This window comes from Sphingobacterium sp. UBA5789, assembly GCF_002418355.1.
GTDB lineage: Bacteria > Bacteroidota > Bacteroidia > Sphingobacteriales > Sphingobacteriaceae > Sphingobacterium.
In genome coordinates, this window is sequence record NZ_DIDX01000004.1 from 35488 (window position 1) to 57997 (window position 22510).

Genomic DNA, 22510 nt, shown 5'->3' on the forward strand with positions numbered 1-22510 from the left:
TCCTTTTTAAGAGAGATTCCTGCAGGGCAGAGAGGTTGATATTTGAAGTTTATAGGGTTTAAGAGGTTAATAAATGTGAGTTCAGAACCTCTCCCTAACCCTTCCGACGAGTCGGAACAGGTTCTCCTTAGAAAGGAGAGTGGATGAGTGCTATCTCTAGTTATTCTCTCCTTTTTAAGGAGAGATGCCCGCAGGGCAGAGAGGTTGATATGTGAAGTTGATAGGATTTAAGAAGTTAATAGGGTTTATAAGCTTCACATCTGTTTCAGTTGCTGGTGAGGACACCAGCAAACGCAAATGAGTGGATTTATTATTTGTTTTTGCGTCAGTTGGCGTCCTCGCCAACTGTTTAACATAGTTATTCTCTCCTTTTTAAGGAGAGATGCCCGCAGGGCAGAGAGGTTAATATCTGAAGTTGATAAGGAAAATAGAGTTTAAAAGGTTAGAAAGAAGAAGGAATAATGTTTCATGAACCTAAGATTTATGTACACTATTTACTGCTTCATATCATAGTTTTTCATTATTGAAGAAAAGTATTGAATCATACGTCCGTAATTTTCTATACTGATATATTCATTAGTGCTATGTATACTTTGGCGCTCAGCAGTGTTAATGGAAAAAGGAATAAACCGATACACATTGTCACTTACAATTTCATACTTATAAGCGTCCGTTCCACCTACAGTCAGATAGGGTGTAATCAATACATGAGGATAAATTTCGCGAATAGTTTTTTCCATAACCTCATATGCCTTTGTATTCGTTGCTGAAATTTTAGAAGCCTCCCGTGTATTATCGACTTCTTCTATCTGGACATCGAAACCTTCACAAGCTTTTGCAATATGATTTTTTACCTCAGCGACAGTGTTGCCAGGTAATATTCTGAAATTAACCACAAATTCCACCTGTGGGGATAAAACATTTGTACCGTCACTACCTTCCATCATGGTCAGAGCTGTAGTGGTACGCACAAGTGCATTTGTCGCATTATTTGTGGTAAGTTTACTCAAAAGTACAGATTCCAGTAACCATCGGTTAGCTATGGCCATGCGTGCAGTGAAACTCATATCACCTCCAACATTTGTAAAGAAATCTCCAATCACAGGAGAAATATAAGGTTTCATCTGATTTTCTTCCAGACGTTGCATAATGATCGCAGCTTTGCCTATAGCGCTCTGCAGAGGAGGCATAGAAGAATGACCACCCAGACCGTTGACTTTAATACGGGCAGACAGAAAACCTTTTTCGGCACAGCCTATCAAAGCAATATCTGTATTAACACCTTCTACAGCACCCTTTTGCATAATAATTCCCCCTTCATCATAGACCGCATCAAAATGTAGGCCTTTGCGTTTGAAGTCTGCAGCGATCTCGCTGGCACCCTTACTTCCTCCAACTTCTTCATCACAGCCAAAAGCCAGGTAAATATCCCTTTCAGGTACATATCCATTCTTCATAAGAGCTGTCATACTTTCAAGTAATGCAAAAAGCATACTTTTCATATCCAGTGTGCCTCGGCCATATATGCGCCCATCACTGACAGCTCCGGAAAATGGGGCATAGGACCACTCTTTGGAAATTTCTTCTGTGGCAGGCAGTGGCTTGTCTTTAATATTAAATATTACTGTAGAATCATTGTTTCTGACAGGTGCGTCACCCGGAGGCACTACATCCATATGCGATAAAAACAAAATTGGTTTTAGTGAACTGTTTTTGCCTTTCCAATGGAATACCAGGCCGTATTTATTATTGACTGTATACTGCTCAGTGCCTTTGTGAACTTCAGGATAAGCTTCCTTCAGATAAGCCATAAAGCGCTCAAAAGGTTCAAAATTAAATGTTCCCATAGAACCTGTGGATACCGTCGGGATTCGGATACCCTGAGCAAAACGGTATACTGCCGAATCGCTGACAGGTACAGCGGTTTGCGTATCTGTATCAACTGAAGGCGGAATTTTTCCAAATGGGTAAGTCATTGTTTTGATCACAACTACACCGATAAGAACGACAAGAAGAAAAAAGAGGATAATAAAGAACTTTTTCATAGATCAGAAATTTGGAGAATACAGATGCTATTTACTTCAGGATAAGTCATACAAATGTCTTATCCTAAGAGATAATCGATTATAGCCAAATATAATAAAGTTATTTTATAAAAATTCTCTCTACTGCTTTCCTTGCCAACTGTTTGTATAGTTATTCTCTCCTTTCTAAGGAGAGATGCCCGAAGGGCAGAGAGGTTGATTAGGTGAAGTTGATAAGGTTAATAGAGTTTATAAGGTTTAAGAGCTTATAAATACAAGTTCAGAACCTCACCCTAACCCTCTCCTTTTTAAGGAGAGATGCCCGAAGGGCAGAGAGGTTGATTAGGTGAAGTTTATAAGGTTAGAAATTGATAAAATAAGTTTTGAGTGTAAATAAGTAAAATAATACCCACATTATCAGTGTATTGTCACTTTGTTTTTGTTTTCGATTAATCTTTTATAAATAATATGCAGTCATAAAGAGCAAAGAGTAATCACATACATTAGAAAAACATTAAAGAGGGAGGGTTCCATGAAAAAATTACTTTACATTACATTGCTTATCGGAGGGATCTTCTCTTTCACTCCGTCTCAGGCTCAGGTTCGCATCAATGTCAATATCGGAAATCAGCCCCTTTGGGGACCAGTAGGATACGATTATGTACGTTATTATTATATGCCGGAAATGGATGTATATTATGATGTTGTACATCGTCGCTATACTTATTATCATGGAAACAGATGGGTTACCCGAGGTAGCTTGCCAAGCAAATACCGTCGCTATAATATGTACAGGACATATAAGGTCGTGGTAAATGATCGTAATCCTTGGCACCGTCATAGTCATTATCATGAGCGCTATCACAGATATTCCGGTAATTATAGTCAGGTAAATTTAAGAGATGGGCGAGGCCGTTCGGATCGTCATGACCGGGATCGGTATGATCGTCACGACCGTAAGGATAATCATAAGGGAAATAAGCACCGCAACAAGAATAAAGGACGTCATCATGACTAGTTCAGCTATAAATTTATAGCTTTATTAACAAAGGAATCCCACATCAGGATTCCTTTGTTGTTTTTTGAAACAACTTTTCTTTGAAATTAGATAAGTCAGATTTAATATGTTATTTTTGCGTAACTTTTATTAAAAAGTCTAATATAAAAAATAATATTAAATGCGATTAATTGGAAATGTGGCGGCAGCTTTGGCGCTATCTGTACTTGTTTTAAGTACGCAGTCCTGCGGAAATAATCAGTCTTCTCAAAAAACTTCTACTGTTGAGCATCAGGATTCGGTTGTGAAAAAGGAAGAGCATAGTCCCGAGAAAAAAGATCTTCAGACAAAAAAAGATACATTAACCGTAGATTCGGTTAAGAAAAAAGAACCTGTTGATAAAGCAAAGCTGACTAAGGCACAGCGAGATTCTATTAATGCAAGATTAGACAGTCTTCCAAAGCACATTTACCTGACTTTTGATGACGGACCACTGATCGGAAGTTCAGCAATTGATTCCATTGCTACAGCAAAGAATATCAAAATCAATGTGTTTCTGATCGGTAAACACGCAAATATGAGTAAAAGGCTCAAAAAGGATTATTTGAGATATTATAACAATCCATTGGTTGATTGCTATAACCATAGTTATACGCATGCCAATAATAAATTCAGTGTTTTTTACAGTAATCCGGATCATGCATTTTCGGATTTTGAAAAAAATGAAGCTGATCTGGCTTTGAAATATAAGATTACCCGTATGCCGGGACGTAATATCTGGTATTTTAAAGACAGAAGAAGGATTGATTTGCAGAGTGGAACCAGTACCGCAGATTTGCTTTATGCAAATGGATATGAAATCATGGGATGGGATGTGGAGTGGAAAATCCACGGACTAACAGGACAGCCCGTACAATCTGTTAATGAAATATATCAACGCATGAAAAACAGATTGAAAAAGAAAGATTCATTTACTGCCAATAATGTTGTGCTACTGATGCATGATGATATGTTTCAGAATAGAAAAGGGCAAAAATTGTTGTCTGATCTGATTGACAGTTTAAAGTCTAATCCGAACTACCACTTTGAGCATATGCGCGATTATCCGGTAAAATACTAATAACGGATTATCTGCTTTGAAGAAACAGAGAATAGAAATATGCGCTGCAATGGTGCTGAATCCTGCGAAGCAATTGCTGCTCGTTCGTAAAAAAGGTTCTTTATATTATCAGTTACCTGGCGGTAAAGCAGAAGAAGGAGAGACGTCTGTCAAAACAGTAATCAGAGAAATAGAAGAGGAGACCGGATTAAGAGTATCGGTAGAAGAATTACTTTTTCTGGGCACACATGAAGCTGAGGCTGTGAATGAAGCTAATACAGTAGTAGAAGGACATGTTTTTAAAATTATATTACCTGAAATTAAGGAAATATGTCCACAGGCAGAATTAGAAGAGGCAGTCTGGGTAGATCAGCTTAATTACAAGGAATACAAACTTGCACATCTGGCAGAAGAATTTGTTGTTCCCAGATGGTTACAATTATAAAGAATGTCAAATACATTTCTTTTCTTCAACAAGGTATTGCAACGACCGAAATAAATAATAAAAGCTCCATTAAGGAGCTTTTATTATTTATAGGCTAGATTGTTAATCCAGTTGAGCATTTAATAACCTGGCTACTTTTTTGGGAATATCTGTATTTTCCATTTTGTGTGTGAATAATTCACTTCCGCTTCCAATAGCAAATATCGGGATATAACTTGCCGAATGATTACCGGAACCCCATCCAAGAGTCGATGCATCATTCAGGACTTTTACAGCAAGAGTCGCTAATTTATCGTCAGTAGCATACAGGCTTTTGGATTCCTGTGTTTCATGATTTACAAAACTGCGAAGATAGGTTTCGTGCATATTCTGTTCATCTGCTTTGCTTACTTTGATCGCAGACCATAGTCCGAGTTGATCCGAAAGTAATTGTTTAATCTCCTCCCAGGTAGTTTTAGGATTTGAAATTCTTAATTTAGAAATCTGTGCAGACAATTCGCTTTGTGATTTTTTCTGTAACTCCAGATTTTTAAAAGATAATCTGGAACTGCCCGTTCCAAGTGTCATTCCTCCGGTTTCATGATCAGCTGTAACAATAATAAGCGTTTCTTCCGGATGTTTTTTATAGAAATCAAACGCTTCCTTTACGGCTTCATTAAAATCCAATACTTCTTTTACAGCAGTTGCTCCGTCATTGGAATGACAGGCCCAGTCAATTTTGCCACCTTCTACCATCAGGAAAAATCCATTGTTGTTTTCTTTTGTCAGGGATTCAATTGCTGCTGAGGTAATCTGCTTAAGTGTCAGGTCATTTGTGTTTTGATCAATTGCATATTTTAAGGATACCTGATCATCTCCCTTATTATTGGACAATATTATTTTTCCTGCTTTATTTTTAAGTCCTTCATATTCCTTGTAACCTTCAGCTAATGAATAGCCTCCCTTTTGTAAAATCTGAGTAATGGGAGTTACTTTTTCTTTTTTGAAGTTTTGTTCAGGTTTTAAGAATCCGGAACCTCCGAAAAAGTCGAAATCAGATTTAAGAATATCTTCAGCAATTTCGTAGTACATATCGCGGTCCGGTTGGTTAGCATAGAAGGAAGCTGGTGTTGCATGATCTATACTGACACTTGTCGTGATACCGACTTTCATCCCTCTTTCTTTGGCAAGATAAGCGATGCTTTTCAGTGATTTTGTTTTAGTGCTGTCCATGCCGATGACACCGTTTTTCGTTTTATGACCTACAGCGAGTGCTGTACCTCCTGCTCCGGAGTCTGTTACTCCGTTTGAAGTAGAATAAGAAGTAGCGAAAGATGCAACGGGAAAACTTGTAAATACAAGTGGTGAAATACCAATCCGCCCTTCCCGTTCGGCAAGATACATTTCAGTAAGATTCACTTGATTCAAACCCATTCCATCACCTATCATAAAGAAAATATATTTAGGTTTTTGTTGGGCAAAAGCCAGCTGCAGACTGAGGATGGATAATGCAAATAATAAAGATAGTTTTTTCATGTTATGAGTATGTGTATCAGTTTTTAATAAATGGAATACAGTGATCAAAGATAGTGCATTAGTGTTAACGTAATATTAAGTGCGGTCAGGGTTATCTCAAAACAAATTATCCTGCTGATTGTTAATTAGTTTATTAAACAATGGATCAATATTATGGAAAACAATCTCTTAAATAACGCAAAGGCATTCTTCAATGAGGATGTACTTTCAAAGCTATCCGGATCGGTAGGTGTGGATTCTGCTCAACTTAAGCAGGGAACAGATTTAGTCATTCCTGCTTTGTTTTTAGGTTTGCAAAGCGAAAATGAAAGTGGATTAAGTACTATACTGGAGCAAGCTAAGAGTCATTTTGGCAATTTTGATTTTCAGCAATGGTTTAATCCTGAGCGTTCACCCTCATCTGAAGAAACAGCAGAAGACGTAAATAGTCAGCATCCTGAGCATCAGCATCTGTTGCAGCGTATATTTGGAGATAAACTGGAGGCAGTGGTTTCTGCTATTTCCGGATTTATCGGAATTAAATCAGATACCATTCAGAAGCTGCTGAGTTCGGCACTACCTGCAGTATTTGCCAGTCTGACTAATAATGGAAGTAACTGGGATGCGGGTAATATTTCTAATTTACTGAATGAGAATAAAAGTAATTTTGCAGCAGCTCTGCCTGCAGGATTAGGACTGGGAGCTTTTGGTAACCTGTTCTCAGATACAGATATTCAACGTCCGGCTGTAGAGACGCCTATTCCTCCTGCAGATATTCCTGTTGTAGAACCACCTGTGCTCACTGTTCCGCCAGTTAATCCTGAACCGGCCATACATACACAGGAGGCTGTGAGAGAAGTGAAAAAATCAAGCGGGCTATGGTGGGTGCTGATACCGTTGGTACTTGTTGCTCTTTGGTTTTTATTTGGCAGAAGCTGTGCTGGTAATGGAGCTGGTACGGCAGACTCTACTGCTAATGGTCGGGATACATCATCCCAAACGAACCCTGCGGATTCATTAGGGGAATCAGATGGTTTGTCCAGCCGGGAACCGGTAATTTTAAAATTACCTGACGGGCAGGAACTTCGTGCTTATCCGAGAGGAATAGAAGATAATCTGATTAAATTCCTGCAGTCAGACTATAAGGCTCTTCCTGATGATACGCTTAAAAATAAATGGTTTGATTTTGATAATCTGAATTTTGAGACTGGTACCGCTAAGATATTGCCTGCTAGTAGAGATCAGTTGTTAAATTTGGCTGCTATATTAAAAGTATTCCCGGATGCGAAAGTTAAGATCGGTGGGTATACGGACAAGACAGGGGATGAGGCTTTTAACAAAAAGTTGTCATTGGATCGTGCAAATGCCGTAAAAGTATTTTTAGAGGAGCAGGGACTGGGAACACAGGTTGCCGGTACAGAAGGGTACGGGTCTGAAATTGCCCGGTATCCGGCGGAGGCACCTGAGTCTGACAGGATCAAAGACCGCAGGGTTTCTGTAAGTGTTCGTAAATAAGAACTGAAAATTTAATTTTACAATAAGAAGGCTGTCCAAATAATGTGGACAGCCTTTGTTATTTAGAATGCATACACGAGTGCCATAGAGAATTGTCCTGCATTTTTAGTGGGACTCAGATCTTTTTTAACAAACATTTCGTTTTTGCTGTTGTCAAACCGTACTTCTGGTATAAATGAAAAGCCATGATGTCTGAGGTGTCCGCTTAGTGTTGCTGACCATATTTCGTTTTCTTCAATTGCTAATACAGGAGAGTCTTTAGTTTTGAAATATTCACCCCTTACACCAATACCTATGTTTTCATTAATATTTATTCTCGGATAAAGGGCTATTCCGGAATAGCCTGCATCACCTTTCTGATTGTAGTTTGTCGCATTGAGTCCGAGCGTGAAGCGTGGAGAGAAGCTGTAATTTCCAACCAGATCTAATAATGTACCTGAACTGTAGTTCTCTGCTCCACCTACAGAAGATCCGGTAAGAAAATTAAGGTAAAAACTCGAAGCATCATTTGGAATGACGCTGAGTTGTGATCCAAAGTGAGAAACTCCGTTAAAATCCTGATAAACATTCCAGTCGTTAAAAATTCCTACCATCAGGGCCACCTTGTCCGAAAATGTGTAGTTAGCTTTTAATCCGGCATCCTGAAATGGCCCGGCTCCGAAAAGGTAAGAAGTAGAGTAGTGAAAGTTGTTGGATGGGCATATAACCTCATATCCTACAAATGTGCCCATAAATCCGGCAGTCATACTTAATTTCTCCGTCAGATCATAGGATACATACAGGTTTTGGATATGAAAACTATTGTTGTCGTCGCCGGCTTGTCCGTCTCCGTTCAGGATAGATCTGTACTGTCCTCTGGGGCCAAAGGAAAGTTCCCCAACGAAAGAAGCTCGGCCAGTTTTCTTTTTTAGTGCCAGATCTACCATGCCTATGGATACGGAATTATTGTCTTCTGTGAAGTAAGTTTTGATATTAGGCTGATTTTGGAAATCATATTTCCAATAAGTGTCTACCGATCCTGAGATTTCTAACCCTAATAATGTTGTTTTTTCTTCCTGTGCTTTGGTGAAATTTAGAAATAGACAGTAAATAATTGATAAAGTGGTTAATTTTTTCATGTTTTTAGTTTTAAATGGTTGATTTTTTTTAGTTTTTTAAATCTAAAAACCTTGTTTCATCTAATTTCAGTTTAAATAATTGGTGAATTTAATTTTTATTTTGTCCGTTTTGTGGTTTTTCTTTAGATTTTTAGTTGATTTTTTATAAATGTATGAATATTATTTAAAATAATTTGTTGATTTGTAAATATTTGATCATATATTTGTTTTGAATTTAATTTTATACATCAATTTTTATCTGTTTTTCATCTAAAATCATTAATTATTAGCAAAATTTGAATTAAAAACAATTAAAACATTATGAAAAAAACCGTTCCATTGATTATTTTAACAATTTTGGCCATTATAGGCTTGTTAACTCCCTCTATTGATGTAACTAATGTAGCAGATATAAAGATTGATTCGGGAGATACAGCCTGGTTATTGACATCTTCCGCTCTTGTATTGATTATGACACCAGGTTTAGCCTTCTTTTATGGGGGTATGGTGAGTAAGAAGAATGTGATCTCTACGATGATGCAAAGCTTTATCTGTATGTGTATTATTTCGGTACTATGGGTGATTGTAGGATTTAGTCTTGCATTCGGAGATGATATCGGAGGAGTGATCGGTGATCCACGTACTTTTTATATGATGAAGGGAATGCTTGGGAATGTGGCCTGGGGAGCTTTGCCTACTGTTCCACTGGTGTTATTTGCTATGTTTCAACTGAAGTTTGCAATTATCACTCCTGCTTTGATTACAGGTGCTTTCGCAGAACGCGTGCGGTTCAATTCGTTTATGGTATTTATTATTTTGTTCAGTATTTTTATTTATATGCCTTTAGCACATGCAACCTGGCATCCAGAAGGGATACTCGCTAAATTCGGTGTTTTGGATTTTGCTGGTGGTACAGTAGTACACATGTCTGCAGGATGGGCTGCATTAGCTTCTGCTGTATATCTGAAAGGAAGAAAAACACCTACGCATTCTCCTGCTCGTATCAGTTATGTCATATTAGGAACAGCGTTGCTTTGGTTCGGCTGGTTTGGGTTTAATGCCGGCTCTGCTGGTGCTGCAAATGGTCTTGCTGCATATGCATTTGCGACCACGACTACCGCTTCTGCTGTGGCTGCAATAGCCTGGATATTCGTAGATATTATCAGAGGTAAGAAACCGTCTGCAATGGGTGCCTGTATAGGTGCTGTCGTAGGTTTGGTGGCGATTACACCGGCAGCCGGTTTTGTCAGTATTCCGCATTCGATCGTCATTGGACTTGTAGCCGCTTTAGTCAGTAATCTGGTTGTGTTTTTGCGCAGTAAAACCAGTATAGATGATACGCTGGATGTATTTCCTTGTCATGGAGTGGGGGGTATGGTTGGTATGGTACTGACAGGTGTATTTGCAAATAGCAACGTCAACAGCGTGGTGACTGCTAACGGATTGTATTTCGGGGAGACCAGCTTATTCCTGGCGCATGTTGTTGCATTGATAGCCGTTTCCTTGTTTGCATTTTTCGGTTCTCTTTTGCTGATCAAGATCACGGATCTGATAACACCTCTGCGTGTGCATGAAGAAGAGGAAAAATTGGGGCTGGATATTACACAGCACGATGAAGAGTTATAATAAGATATCCCAAACCAATTAACTATAACCCTAAATGTAATGGCACGGCTTAAGCTGTGCCATTTTTTGGTTAAGTACATTTTTTATTGCATTTTTGTCCTCATGAAAGATACGGTCTACGCAACGCTTAAATCTGATTTTGAAAAATTTATGCGCCACTCCATGCATGTATCAGGAGCCTTTGGCTTTGATGTTTTCGGAGATTATGTGACTTCCGTGCTTAACTTTTACGTCGGCAGTTCCGTACTGACACTTGACGAAAAAGTAAATGCTGCATTTTATCTGTGCCAGTTATATAATAAAGGGCTTAAGAATATGATGTCTGTTGCAGATATGAAAGAAATGTCTATTGAGTTTGCGAATGATCCTACCCTTGATTATACCGTTCTCAGCCCAATTTTTGACGGGTATTAATCCTGTGTTGTCCATACTAGTTTGTGGATTTCAAATCCGCTTCGTAATGCAAAATCCAGATAGATTGATTTGATATCGCCGGGGATTGATTTTTCCCGGGATAGAATCCACATGTAATTGAGGTTGTCGCCAAATACCAAAGCATACTTATAATCGGGATCTATTTTCATCACATGATAGCCCGCTGAAAAAGGAGGGAAGAAACTGACCTTGAATGCACCTTCATTCTGGTCGCGCATAAATTTTGCCTTTCCTATGCTTTTCTTCTGTTTCTGCTTGCGCATATCGTAGCCTTCATTTACTACCTGAATGCTACCATCTTCATCAAGACTGTAATTTGCTGTTACATTTTTGAGATTTTTCTCCCACCTAAAGTCCAGTCTGGCTATTTCGTACCATTGTCCAAGGTAACTGTCAAGATTAAAATTTGAGACTCCTCTGATATCCGATTTGACAGGCTTAAATGCCTGGTATAACAAGGTGCCAACAGCGGTGGCGGATAGAAGCAGTAGTGATTTTTTCTTGTCCATAGCGTAACGTTTATATAATTATAACGTCCCGGACTTCGATATGTTTGAATTTTTCAATAGTTTTGAACAAAAATTACAGGGCTTTACATTGTATTCAAGAGAAGAATCTAAACGGATCAAAGAAACATTCTGGACCAAATTTGGTCAATTTATGAGCTTACAACCCAATAGTGAAGGTGCAAAAATTAATTGGATCAATTACCGCACCGGAATCAAGCATCTTTATTTCAGAATGAACGCTGACAAACGAAATGCAGAGATCATGATTGAAATATCACATCCTGATTCGGGCATTCGTCTGCTTATGTATGAGCAATTCGAACAGTACAAAAAACTTTTGCATGGGGTGCTCGGTGAAGAGTGGAATTGGGAAAAAGAGGGTTATGATGCAGACGGAAAAAAAATATCCAGAATTTATACGGAAGTGTCAGGCATTAGCATCTATAATGAAAAAGACTGGCCGGAACTTATTTCTTTTCTAAAACCACGGATAAGTGCTCTTGATGAATTCTGGAATGATGCCCAATATGGTTTTGATTTATTTAAATAGGAGTGCCATATTATCTATATTTTTGCATATAAATTCAATACTATGAAGAAAATAATAAAATTGTTGTTGCTTCTGGCATTTTTTGCTCAGACATCATCGGTGTGGGGTTGGGGAATGACAGGTCACCGTGTCGTTACAGAAATTGCAGAGCGCCACCTGACTAATAAGGCAAAGAAGAATATTGCCAAACTAATCGGAAAGCAACATCTTGCTTACTGGGCAAATTGGCCGGATTTTGTGAAATCAGATCATGCTTTTGATGAGACATCCCCTTTCCATTATATCAATACCGACGGAAACCTGACGAAGGAACAGTTTGCTACCGCGCTGCAGCAGTCACCTGATAATAATATATACAAACAGCTAATTCGTTTGTCTGCTGATTTGAAAGCAAAAGATAAGGGCTTGACAGAAATGCAACAGAATCTTTATTTTCTGATCCATCTGATAGGAGATGCGCATCAGCCTATGCATGTGGGAAGACCAGCAGACCTGGGTGGTAATAAAATTGAAGTGATGTGGTTTGGAAAACCGGATAATATTCATCGTGTATGGGATTCTAATCTGGTAGACTATGAAAAATACAGCTATACTGAATATGCAAATGTTCTTGATATTCATACTAAACAGGAGAATCAAAAGCTGACAGAGGGTGATTTTGCTTCCTGGTTATACGACACGCATATAGTAGCCAATAAAATCTATAAAGATGTGGAGCAGAATTCTAATCTGTCTTATCGTTATATATATGATAATAAATATGTAGTGGAAGATGCTTTGTTAAAGGGCGGACTGCGTCTGGCGAAGGTGCTGAACGAAATTTTTGGGTAAGCTGCCTGAATATTAAAGGAATATAAAAAGGGATGACTTGATTAAGTCATCCCTTTTTTGTGACTTCTCTATCTCTTGGTTATATCTTAGATAAGGTGATTTCCAGTTTTTGGGACTGAATAATCCGGCTGAAAAATTCTTTCAGGTCAAAATATTCTTCAGGCATAAAGAATGGTTTATTGATCTGCGTAGCAACATTGATGTGGAGTTTATTATCCTCCATCTTAGACGTATAAAAATACCTTGCATCTTTATTTGGTAAGGACATAATAACGTTCTTAGGTTTTTCTTTCAGTTGGTACCCTTCAGGTAATTCTATTTCCATAGTAAGAACTTCTTCTATGGTAGAGCCCATGTCGATAGGGTAATTACGCTGCTCCAGATTAAAAGGGTTTTTACTTGTTTTGCCAATAAAAAGCGGATTAAAAAGGAGATCATTCTGATGGGTAGAACAAAAATTGTCTATCTCTATATCAAATGTCTCTACTAAGAAATATTCTGTACTATCTATATGCGTAACATCTGATTTTAAGTAGTTTATTTTGCTGTTATTTTCTTCTAATTTTTCAAAGTATTCTTCGAGTGAGTTATATTCCCGGATCTCTTTTCTCTTGTTATAGGCATCAAAGCCAAGTCTTCTGATCTGTAGATTTCCGGTTAGCTTTCCTTTGTCATTCAGTTTTCCTGAAAAATCATAGTAAACTGTAGATTTTTCTTTTGCTTTGAGTTCCACCCATTCGGATCCGCCTCCTTTTGGAAATAAGCGACCCTGATAGTTGATACAGCGTAGGGGTAGACTGCCAAATGGAATAATGGATTCTGTAGCATCCAGATAATAGACTGTCGAATCGATATTCACCTGCGCGACTACATAATTGAAATCGGAGAGAACAGGAGTTGCAATATTCGGGTAGCCATTGGCACGGGTGGAAAGTATCAGAGGATTGGCGTTAATATCTGCAGCATTTAATGCAGCAATAAGAGCTAAATTAATATCTGCCACGTTTCCGGATCTTTTCTCTAATGCATCTTTTATTCCTTTGTCTGTGAATACTCCATTTGTCTTATCCCATTTTATTTGCTTGTTGATATAACTGTGGATAGCTTTGGCTTTTTCAAGATCTGTTTTTTTGTCTGCTATTACAGATGGTAAAATCGCTTTAAAAAGTCCTTTTTTCTTGATCTGACCACCGAATTCTTCATCTGTATACAGCTGTTTCTCTACGTCTTCCCAGGTTCTGGTGAAATTGTGATTTGCGCCCATCGGGATTCTGTAGCTGGCCAGTTCAAAAGATAAGGAAGACCGCCAGTTGTCTGCCGAAGTCATGTAATCTTCATTGATGAAGGCTGGAATATTTTCCATTCCATAGGTCGTTTTGGAACCGTGTACTTCCCCGATTTCACTACGCATATCCGTGTTGTAATTTTCCTTATTATGCTTGGAAATGCTTAACGACCCTCTCATATTCTGATTATAAATACATATTTCGGGTATTTTGGAAACAAATTCACTGTATACTTTCGGTATATCTTCCTGAAATTTCCATGTTCTGAAATTGTAGAGAAAAGGGGAGTTGATCGTATAACGAAGTTCGATAATCGAGCCTTCCTGAATATTGGGTAAAGTCAGTTTGGTTAGCGCAACGGATTTGGTCGATTTCTCATTAAAGATCTTGCTTTTATCCAGATCGTATTCTGCTATCTTCTCCCCGTTAAGATTATATGTCACTCCTTTAATTGAGGAAATGACTTCTTTTGAGTTTCCGGATGTATATAGAGGTATAGTAAAATCAGCTTTGCTGAACCCTTCTTTAGTGAAAATTTTGGTCTTGATGTGATAGTAGAATTCAAGCATCAGACCTCCTTTTGCAGGATCGATAATGATACTGGCATTTCCGTATTCGCGAAGCACTACTGCATTGGCATTGCTGTCAATTGTGTTTCGGTTAAAGTTTAGGTCTTCCTTAGTAATTTTTCCAAAAGAAAAATCCTGAGCAAATCCTGATATGCTGCATAGCATGAGTGCAGCAACACAAAATATTTTTTGCATGAAAAAAAAGGTCAATAGTTAATAATTCTGTCTTTATTGAGAAGCAGTAAAGATGTGATTTAAACTTTAAATATGCAAGGTTTGAATTAAATTTATTTTATCAAAAATCGATGATAATTGTTTATTATCGAGGGAATGAAATTCGGATAATTGTAAAAGATAAAGCTATAAAACAAAAAAACTTTAACAATCTCTTGTTAAAGCGTCATTCTTTCGGGGTTACTTTTTACTTAATCTTCACCTGAAAGATAATCGTCACCATCAAATGTAAATTCTACTCCATCTGACAGGACCTCTGTTGCAAATAATTCATCTTTAATCATGACCTGTTATTTAAACGTCCTTATTCTATTTATTAATACAAATTTACTGACTCATTATTAATAACGGATAAAGCAAAAATGATCAAATTGTTAAGTATGACAGTAGGTGTTGTTGCTGCGTGCGGAGATAAACTGTTAAATATAAAATTCTGTAGAGTTATTTCTACACAGAATTTCGTATTGTTTTTGTTTGAAAAATGACATATTATTATGTTTGCAACAAATATAAAAACAATGATTGTAGTGTTGACATTTTTTGCAGTGGTGATTGTGACATGTATAGTTTCTATAGGATATTTATTAATAAAGGGGGAGCGGACAGAGCAGAATTAATGCCTTTCTGAGACCCTCCCAACAAGTCTCCTATAGTGTCTTTTCTTTTTAATAGAGTCTCTCTCTTTCTTCTTCTGAAGTATTTTTTTGAATCCCGGTAAGATTGTTATGCAACAAACTTGATACATTCATTTAGGTTTTGTATTTTAGTGTTGTTTTAATCTACCTATCATGATACTACTTTTTATTCTGGGAACAGGATTCATAGCTTGTATTATTTATGCAGCTATCCTGATGTACAGAGATATGAACCATCATAATTTCTGATCATTAAGAATTACCATCATTTATCTGTATAAATTCTTTATAATTGTGGTTGTTTTATTTTACAGCCCTATGCACATTATATCAGTACGCGAAAATCCCGAATATAAAGAGATTGCTATCCGTTTTTTGCAACAGTCATGGCCTGATGTTTCCCCTGTTATTTATGAAGACTGTATCACGCACTGTATAGATGCAGTGCAGGAACTACCGCAGTGGTATTTATTAGAAAAGGATCAGAAGATTATCGGTTGTGCCGGATTGATCACCAATGATTTTATTAGCCGGATGGATCTTTATCCCTGGATATGTGCCATTTATATTGCAGAAGAACATCGGGGACACGCATATGCTACTTTACTTATTGACAGAGTAAAAGAAGATACACGTAAATTTGGTTTCCGGTATCTTAACCTCAGTACCGATCATATTGGTTATTATGAAAAGTATGGATTTCAATATATTGGCCAGGGATATCATCCATGGGAGGAAGAATCCCGGATTTACCAGATTGAGCTGTAGATCCATGATTCCTGTTGTTACTATTATAAAATCGCAATTATTGTAAAAATAACTGCGATTTTTTTTATCAGATAATATACGGGTAATGACAGTCATCTGAAAGAGTGCTTTAGAAAAACTTGCTAACTTTGCTAAAACTGTATGTATTATGCTCATCATTGATTCACCTTCTACTAATGCTTATTTTAATATTGCATCTGAGGAATATCTGTTGTACAAATATCCGAAAGAAGATATTTTTCTGTTATATGTCAATGCGCCCTCCATTATTGTGGGTAAGTTTCAGAATACATTGGCGGAGATTAATCTGGACTATGTCAGAGAGCAGCATATCAAAGTAGTGAGAAGAATGTCCGGTGGTGGTACGGTATATCACGATATGGGAAATCTGAATTTTTCTTTTCATACACTCGTCGGATCAAATGATTTTATGGATTTTTCTCAGTTTACTCAACCTGTAATTGCCTTGTTAAATAAGATGAATGTCCCTGCAAAACTTGAAGGGCGTAATGATTTACTGGTGGATGGGAAGAAGTTTAGTGGGAATGCAAAGCTTTCTAAAAACGGGAAAATAATTCAGCACGGGACGATTTTGATTAATTCTCAGATGAATGTTCTGGTTGAGGCGATAAAGGTAAACCCGCTGAAATTTGTAGATAAAGCGGTTAAATCCAACAGAGCACGAGTGACTAACTTAATTGATTATTTACCTGAAAATACCACTACGGAAGTTCTAAAGCACTTGTTGATTGATGAGATGTTGCAGAATAATCCAGGAGCCAGCGTCTATCAGTTTACAGAGGAAGATATTCAGGGAATTGAAAAGCTGGTAGCAGAGAAGTATAGCACATGGGATTGGAATTATGGTTTCTCTCCTAATTATAATTTTAAAAAATCGATCAAAATACCAGCCGGATTTATCGAACTGCATTTGGATGTAGATAAGGGGGTGATAGAAAAAGTTAAAATATTCGGTGATTTCTTTGCGTCCAAGCCTATTGAGGAACTGGAAGCGGCAATTACTGGCCAGAAGCATGATATTGATCAAATTGAACAATTGTTGTCTTCCACAGATCTTACAGCTTACTTTGGGAGGGTAAGTGTAGCTGAGATTCTGGAACTTTTTAAATAAACTGATCTTGTTGGAATACGGAGAATCTGTTGTTAATTTTTGCTTTTGTTTATATCTTAGAATTATAGCTAAACTCTACGTATGGAAGAGGTATCACCTAATAAGCGGAAACATAAAAAAGTACTAAAAGCGCTTCTTTGTGCATTAGGCATTACAGTAGTGTATGGTATTATCATTTACTTTATACCGAAAGGCGGTCTTGACGGATTGGCCTATCTGTTTTTTACTCCTGTAGTATTTATTTGCGGATTTCTGTTTTATTATATCTTTGATTACTTCAAATCTATACACAAACTGCCGTGGCTATTCTCTGTATCCGGTATCCTGTTGTTTTTGATAATGTATAATTCCGGTGTTTGGAATATGGATATATGGCTTAGAAATCAGTTTCATTCCAACAAACTACCTTCATTATATGCCGGATATCGGGACATTAACCAGCCGCCTTTAAAATTCGGAAGCAGAACGATAAACTTGTTGTATGAAAGCGAGGAAAACATTGATCATTACCTTACGATAAATGATAATCTGATTATCAAAAGAGAAAAGAAGGGAGAGGAAAATTCGGATCATGTATTTGCGAAGTATGAATTTACAAAACTGGATCCTTCGGGGAATATTTCTGATACGTACAGCTACGTACAGAAAAGCTATAAAGATGAAGAATTACTTTTTGAGGGTTATCTGATCAATGCAAATCAAGCTTATTACAAGACATGGCCGCTCGATGGAGACAGTTCCAGAAAAAATATAATCATTCAAAATGAAAATCTCGAATGGGATGAAGGCCGGCAAATAGAACTTTATCGCAGAATACAGGGTGATGCTTCTGTATTTTATACCGATTATGACCATTCCCTGCGCAAGGAAGGTCAGGAAACTATCTATTTTCAAAAAATTGTTTATAAAATAGGGGATGACTGGTTTATCTTTTTCGAGAATCTGAATGAGGATAAAAAAGGATATCCGTATGTGCGGAGCCGGGGAAAAACTATTAACAACATATTTGGCCATCCGGCCGAAAACGGACTCGACTGGGTGGACAATGTCAGTACAAATATAGAGTCACTGTATTTTGAGAAGATAAAATTGACCAGACTAACACATATTATAGGTGGGAATACACCTGCTTCAAAATCGGATGAATGGCTGGGATATCTTTATACTAACCTGATCGTCGGTAAAGATACGCTGAAGTTTAAAGATCAGTTTTATCTGGATGAAGAATGGCAACAGACTCCTGTTACTATAAATGGCCAATTGTTCGGTACATTAAGTAGACCGGATAATGATTTTTTTACGACCTATCTGTATTTCGAAAATAAAAATCTACACTATAAACTGTTTGCCAACAGCCTCCGAAAACTATATATTATTAAATAATAATCCGTCCATACCTTCATTGTAACTATATATTTTAGCTAGCTTATTCAGACAGTATAGGATTATTGTCCTGATAATCAATTGTTAATGGTTTTTGTTTATACTGTCTGCTGTATATTTTAACATAGTACTTTGTTATGCTATGTATTTTGTTTTATATTTGTTTGATGAATGAAGACTTTACTACTAAATGGATATCCCAACTTAAGAAAGGCACCCTGTCTTTTTTAGTGTTAAGTATTCTGAAAGATGAAAAGGAATATTACGGATATGACCTCATCAATGAGATAAAAAGAAGAACCAGTATTGAAATTGCTGAAGGAACACTTTATCCTTTGATGAACAGACTAAAAAAGGAAGAACTGGTAGATTCCAAATGGGTAGAGCAGGACTCCGGTATTCCCAGAAAGTATTACAAGATTACAATTTTGGGATTAAGTACTGCAAACGAAATGAAAACTTATTGGGACAACCTCAATGCAACCTTAAATCAAATATGAAATTTAAAGAGATCGCTTTCAAGGATAAAAATTCAAAACGGATTTATCTGGATTATATCTCCAGAATTCAGCAGGCTACAAAATCGCTTGATAAGACTAATCAACAAGAGATATTGCTGGAGATTAACAGCCACATATACGAAAGTATTGCCGATTCAGTGGCTGTCGAAAAAGGGGAAGTGGAGCGACTGCTGGATGTATTGGAAAACCTGGGTCAACCTGAAACCTTTCTGAAGCCTTTGGTCGCTGAAAAAAAACTGGAAGAAGCAACGAAGTCATTCAATCCTCTCCATATTCTGAAAGCACTTATATTGAATATCGGCAACGGGGTGTCTTATGTGATCTTCACGCTGTTATATTTGCTGCTGTTTGGTTTTATATTCCTCATCGGTGCAAAGCTGGTAGATCCCGAAAATGTTGGCTTTTTCTTCAAACCCAACGAAATTTTTATTCTGGGTTATTACAGAGAAAACGGAATCACTTATCAGCAGTATGAGCAATTAGGTCATTGGTTTATTCCGGCTATGCTGCTGCTGGTGCTTGTTTTTTATGTACTCATAACTTTACTACTTCGATTAAAAAGAACCATTAAATAACTCATTATGTTTAAAAAATCATTAACCTACTTAGCTGTCTTTTGTCTGACGTCTTTTGCATCTGCACAAAAAATAGATACAGAAAAGCTTGATTTGTATATCAAAGCCCTGGAAGATAATAACAAGTTTATGGGAAGTCTCGCAATTGCACAAAATGGTGAAATTGTGTATACTAAATCTGTTGGATATATCGATCTGGAAAATAAGATCAAAGCCAATGAAAATTCAAAATACAGAATTGGTTCCATTTCCAAAACATTTACTACTGTGTTAGTAATGAAAGCGGTGGAAGATAAAAAACTATCTCTTGACCAGACTATTAAAAAGTATTTTCCGGCAATAAAAAATGCAGATAAGATTACTGTTAGACATTTGTTAAATCACAGAAGTGGTATTCATAATTTTACAGACGATACAGATTACCTGACCTGGAATACAAAGGCGATGTCAGAAAAGGATATGCTTGATGTAATTACAAAAGGCGGAAGTGATTTTGAGCCGGATAGTAGGGGGGAGTATAGTAATTCAAATTTTGTGTTGCTGACTTTCATTCTGGAGAAAACGTTCAAAAAGTCGTATGCAGAACTTTTGACCAGCTATATTACTAAGCCACTCGGATTAAGCAATACTTATCTTGGCGGCAAGATTAATGTTAAAAATAATGAGGCTAAATCTTATGATTTTGAAGCGGGTTGGAAACCGGAGTCTGAAACAGATATTTCTATACCACTGGGAGCCGGAGGTATACTGTCAACGCCTTCAGATCTGACAAAATTCAGTGATGCTCTCTTTACTGGAAAACTGTTGAAAAAGGAAAGTGTTGAACTGATGCAAACCATAAAAGACGGTTATGGACTGGGTTTATTTCAGGTACCCTTTTATGATAAAAAAGGATACGGGCATTCGGGTGGTATAGATGGTTTTTCTTCTACATTTTCCCATTTTGAAAGTGGTAATGTAACTTTTGCACTTACGTCAAACGCATCAAACTTTAATAATAATAATATTGCAATTGCAGCACTGAGTGCCGTTTACAATAAGCCTTTTGATATTCCTGATTTCCGGACATATGAAAATAGCACTGAAGATCTGGATGTTTATTTAGGGACTTATGCCTCCACTCAGATCCCGATAAAAATTACCGTTACGAAAAACAATCAAACTCTTATCGCACAGGCTACAGGTCAACCTTCTTTTTCACTGGAAGCGGTAGAAAAACACAAATTTAAGTTTGATCAGGCGGGAATTGTAATGGAGTTTAATCCGGATACTAAAACCTTTGTACTGAAGCAAAGAGGAGGAGAGTTTATTTTTACGAAAGAATAGTAGCGGATAGCTGTAGAATCCCTGATATGATAAAGCCTGAAAGCCAAAGTTTTCAGGCTTTATTAATATATATTAGTTTTCAAAAGGGTAGTTCTTATAACGCTTACAAGCACCAGTTTTAGTGTTAATCTTGATCACATCCATATGTTCTCTGCGGTTTTCCAGTTCTTCAGCAAATACATAGTAACTTCCGTTTGGAGTTACTTCTATACCATAGGAATACATAGAATATAAGGTTTTATTTTCTCTGTTATCCTGAAAGATATTTTCAGCGTCTCTGTTTTTTACAGGTAAACTTCTCGAAAAGGCGTCAAATTCATCCGTAGAAGGGTCAATATAGCTTATCTGCTTCGCCTTCTCCGCATCTACCCATCCGTCCATCCGATCAATAATACCGCTTGAAACGCGGTTATTAATCTTGCAATCTTCACTAAACCGGCAATCGTGTGATCCCAGATAACCGAACATGCCGTACTGGAGATAGGCATAGTGATGGTAATCAGATATATAATATTTGAGATTGTTAGTAGTTGTCAGTACTATCGTGTCTGTTTTGAAGAAATGTTTATATGGGATATTGACTTTCCAGAAAATATCATCATTCTTTTTTGTAAAGTCTGTCCTGATCGTTCTTTCATCTATAAATTTGCCATCTCTTAAAATTTCAAATTTAAGTGTCTTCAACTCATTTGGTTCAAATTTTATGAATCCCAGTGTGGGTTGTTCTGTGATCACTTTTACTGTATCGCACATCTCAGACACTTTTACACGGTCCCGTTCAGCATCCTTCTGCCTGTTTTCTAAAGACCACCATATCCAGGCGATGATCAGCATGATAATAAGAAGAATAACGCCGAAAACAATTAAACAGCCTTTCAGATATTTATTCATATGTCGTTTATCGTTAATAGCTGATTTATAATCTGGTATATATTCTGGACTCAAATGTTACTTTAAAATACTTGACAGGGGCTAACAGATCTATTCTGAAGTTGATATGCCGTGACAACTCCGCCAGAATCTCTTTATTGGGAGTGTCGTTATTCATGGGTCTAAAAGTATAAATCACTTTATTGTCTAATCCTATTACTGTCAGTGTATTAGGTAGTGGATGATTGAGCTTTAATACCTGAATCTGCGAATAGTTTATTTCCTCCTGCTTTCCGTTTTTAAGTTGAATGGTCAGTTTACTTTCATCAAATGAGACGGTAGTTGAAGATTTCAATCTTGCCAGAATTATAAATAACGGTAAAAATACAGGTGTAGCAAAGATCAAGGCCAGACCCAGTGTAGGTCCTGAATACTGATTAATCCACTCGATCACACGGTCATTGCCGGACAATAGCCAAAAGTACAGGATCATGTAAATAGCAAGTGGTAATAATAATATCTTAACCTGCTTGAGGTTTCGTTGATTAAATTCTATCGTTTTCATAGTATAGATGCTTAATTGAATTAA

At 37.2% G+C, this 22510-nt stretch carries 21 protein-coding genes; 14 read left to right on the forward strand and 7 right to left on the reverse strand.

Annotation, left to right across the window (positions count from 1 at the left end; all coding sequences use genetic code 11):
- Window positions 1-494: 494 nt before the first annotated feature.
- Window positions 495-2045 (reverse strand): M20/M25/M40 family metallo-hydrolase, encoded by a 1551-nt coding sequence (locus B4B65_RS09525; protein ID WP_293915384.1) that lies wholly within the window; start codon window positions 2043-2045, stop codon window positions 495-497.
- 511 nt (window positions 2046-2556) lie between these two features.
- On the opposite strand from B4B65_RS09525, the gene B4B65_RS09530 reads away from it, so the two are divergent.
- The 3 genes from B4B65_RS09530 (at window position 2557) to B4B65_RS09540 (ending at window position 4565) form a co-directional block, all read left to right on the forward strand.
- A complete protein-coding gene (locus B4B65_RS09530; RefSeq protein ID WP_293915386.1) occupies window positions 2557-3042 on the forward strand; it encodes a hypothetical protein in 486 nt (161 codons plus the stop codon).
- 160 nt (window positions 3043-3202) lie between these two features.
- Window positions 3203-4141: a polysaccharide deacetylase family protein gene (locus tag B4B65_RS09535; protein WP_293915388.1), complete on the forward strand. Its 939-nt coding sequence runs from the start codon at window positions 3203-3205 to the stop codon at window positions 4139-4141.
- A gap of 16 nt (window positions 4142-4157) precedes the next feature.
- Complete coding sequence (locus B4B65_RS09540) at window positions 4158-4565, forward strand: NUDIX hydrolase (RefSeq protein ID WP_293915390.1); 408 nt, start codon at window positions 4158-4160, stop codon at window positions 4563-4565.
- 102 nt (window positions 4566-4667) lie between these two features.
- Here B4B65_RS09540 and B4B65_RS09545 read toward each other — a convergent pair whose 3' ends face one another.
- Window positions 4668-6080 carry an alkaline phosphatase gene (locus B4B65_RS09545; protein WP_293915392.1) on the reverse strand — a complete coding sequence of 471 codons (1413 nt, stop codon included), beginning with the start codon at window positions 6078-6080 and terminating at the stop codon, window positions 4668-4670.
- 153 nt (window positions 6081-6233) lie between these two features.
- On the opposite strand from B4B65_RS09545, the gene B4B65_RS09550 reads away from it, so the two are divergent.
- Window positions 6234-7574 carry a DUF937 domain-containing protein gene (locus B4B65_RS09550; protein WP_293915394.1) on the forward strand — a complete coding sequence of 447 codons (1341 nt, stop codon included), beginning with the start codon at window positions 6234-6236 and terminating at the stop codon, window positions 7572-7574.
- 62 nt (window positions 7575-7636) lie between these two features.
- Here B4B65_RS09550 and B4B65_RS09555 read toward each other — a convergent pair whose 3' ends face one another.
- Complete coding sequence (locus tag B4B65_RS09555; protein WP_293915396.1) at window positions 7637-8692, reverse strand: outer membrane beta-barrel protein; 1056 nt, start codon at window positions 8690-8692, stop codon at window positions 7637-7639.
- A gap of 300 nt (window positions 8693-8992) precedes the next feature.
- Between B4B65_RS09555 and B4B65_RS09560 the strand changes: the two genes are divergently transcribed.
- Together B4B65_RS09560 and B4B65_RS09565 are read left to right on the forward strand one after the other, a co-directional pair.
- Window positions 8993-10297 carry an ammonium transporter gene (locus B4B65_RS09560; protein ID WP_002996385.1) on the forward strand — a complete coding sequence of 435 codons (1305 nt, stop codon included), beginning with the start codon at window positions 8993-8995 and terminating at the stop codon, window positions 10295-10297.
- A gap of 102 nt (window positions 10298-10399) precedes the next feature.
- The gene (locus B4B65_RS09565) at window positions 10400-10711 is read left to right on the forward strand and encodes a hypothetical protein (RefSeq protein WP_201678838.1); all 312 of its coding nucleotides are present in this window, start codon (window positions 10400-10402) and stop codon (window positions 10709-10711) included.
- Here the strand turns inward: B4B65_RS09565 and B4B65_RS09570 are convergent.
- Window positions 10708-11241, reverse strand: a complete 534-nt coding sequence (locus B4B65_RS09570; RefSeq protein ID WP_293915403.1) for a lipocalin family protein — start codon at window positions 11239-11241, stop codon at window positions 10708-10710. The genes B4B65_RS09565 and B4B65_RS09570 overlap by 4 nt on opposite strands.
- Before the next feature lie 40 nt (window positions 11242-11281).
- On the opposite strand from B4B65_RS09570, the gene B4B65_RS09575 reads away from it, so the two are divergent.
- Window positions 11282-11791: a DUF4268 domain-containing protein gene (locus B4B65_RS09575; RefSeq protein WP_201678840.1), complete on the forward strand. Its 510-nt coding sequence runs from the start codon at window positions 11282-11284 to the stop codon at window positions 11789-11791.
- Window positions 11792-11833: 42 nt separating this feature from the next.
- Window positions 11834-12622 (forward strand): S1/P1 nuclease, encoded by a 789-nt coding sequence (locus B4B65_RS09580; RefSeq protein ID WP_293915405.1) that lies wholly within the window; start codon window positions 11834-11836, stop codon window positions 12620-12622.
- Window positions 12623-12701: 79 nt separating this feature from the next.
- Here B4B65_RS09580 and B4B65_RS09585 read toward each other — a convergent pair whose 3' ends face one another.
- Entirely contained in the window at window positions 12702-14672 is a 1971-nt protein-coding gene (locus B4B65_RS09585; RefSeq protein WP_293915407.1) for a transglutaminase domain-containing protein, read from the reverse strand.
- Window positions 14673-15664: 992 nt separating this feature from the next.
- On the opposite strand from B4B65_RS09585, the gene B4B65_RS09590 reads away from it, so the two are divergent.
- The 6 genes from B4B65_RS09590 (at window position 15665) to B4B65_RS09615 (ending at window position 21051) form a co-directional block, all read left to right on the forward strand.
- Complete coding sequence (locus B4B65_RS09590) at window positions 15665-16114, forward strand: GNAT family N-acetyltransferase (protein WP_293915409.1); 450 nt, start codon at window positions 15665-15667, stop codon at window positions 16112-16114.
- Between the two features lie 148 nt (window positions 16115-16262).
- Window positions 16263-17246 carry a lipoate--protein ligase gene (locus B4B65_RS09595; protein ID WP_293915411.1) on the forward strand — a complete coding sequence of 328 codons (984 nt, stop codon included), beginning with the start codon at window positions 16263-16265 and terminating at the stop codon, window positions 17244-17246.
- An 81-nt stretch (window positions 17247-17327) separates the two neighbouring features.
- Window positions 17328-18629 carry a hypothetical protein gene (locus B4B65_RS09600; RefSeq protein ID WP_293915413.1) on the forward strand — a complete coding sequence of 434 codons (1302 nt, stop codon included), beginning with the start codon at window positions 17328-17330 and terminating at the stop codon, window positions 18627-18629.
- A gap of 167 nt (window positions 18630-18796) precedes the next feature.
- Window positions 18797-19129, forward strand: a complete 333-nt coding sequence (locus tag B4B65_RS09605) for a PadR family transcriptional regulator (RefSeq protein ID WP_293915415.1) — start codon at window positions 18797-18799, stop codon at window positions 19127-19129.
- The gene (locus tag B4B65_RS09610) at window positions 19126-19725 is read left to right on the forward strand and encodes an HAAS signaling domain-containing protein (RefSeq protein ID WP_293915417.1); all 600 of its coding nucleotides are present in this window, start codon (window positions 19126-19128) and stop codon (window positions 19723-19725) included. The genes B4B65_RS09605 and B4B65_RS09610 overlap by 4 nt, the downstream gene beginning before the upstream one ends.
- A gap of 6 nt (window positions 19726-19731) precedes the next feature.
- Entirely contained in the window at window positions 19732-21051 is a 1320-nt protein-coding gene (locus tag B4B65_RS09615) for a serine hydrolase domain-containing protein (protein ID WP_293915419.1), read from the forward strand.
- 72 nt (window positions 21052-21123) lie between these two features.
- Here B4B65_RS09615 and B4B65_RS09620 read toward each other — a convergent pair whose 3' ends face one another.
- Window positions 21124-21942 carry a hypothetical protein gene (locus tag B4B65_RS09620; protein WP_293915421.1) on the reverse strand — a complete coding sequence of 273 codons (819 nt, stop codon included), beginning with the start codon at window positions 21940-21942 and terminating at the stop codon, window positions 21124-21126.
- A 25-nt stretch (window positions 21943-21967) separates the two neighbouring features.
- Entirely contained in the window at window positions 21968-22486 is a 519-nt protein-coding gene (locus B4B65_RS09625) for a hypothetical protein (protein ID WP_293915423.1), read from the reverse strand.
- Window positions 22487-22510: the final 24 nt, after the last annotated feature.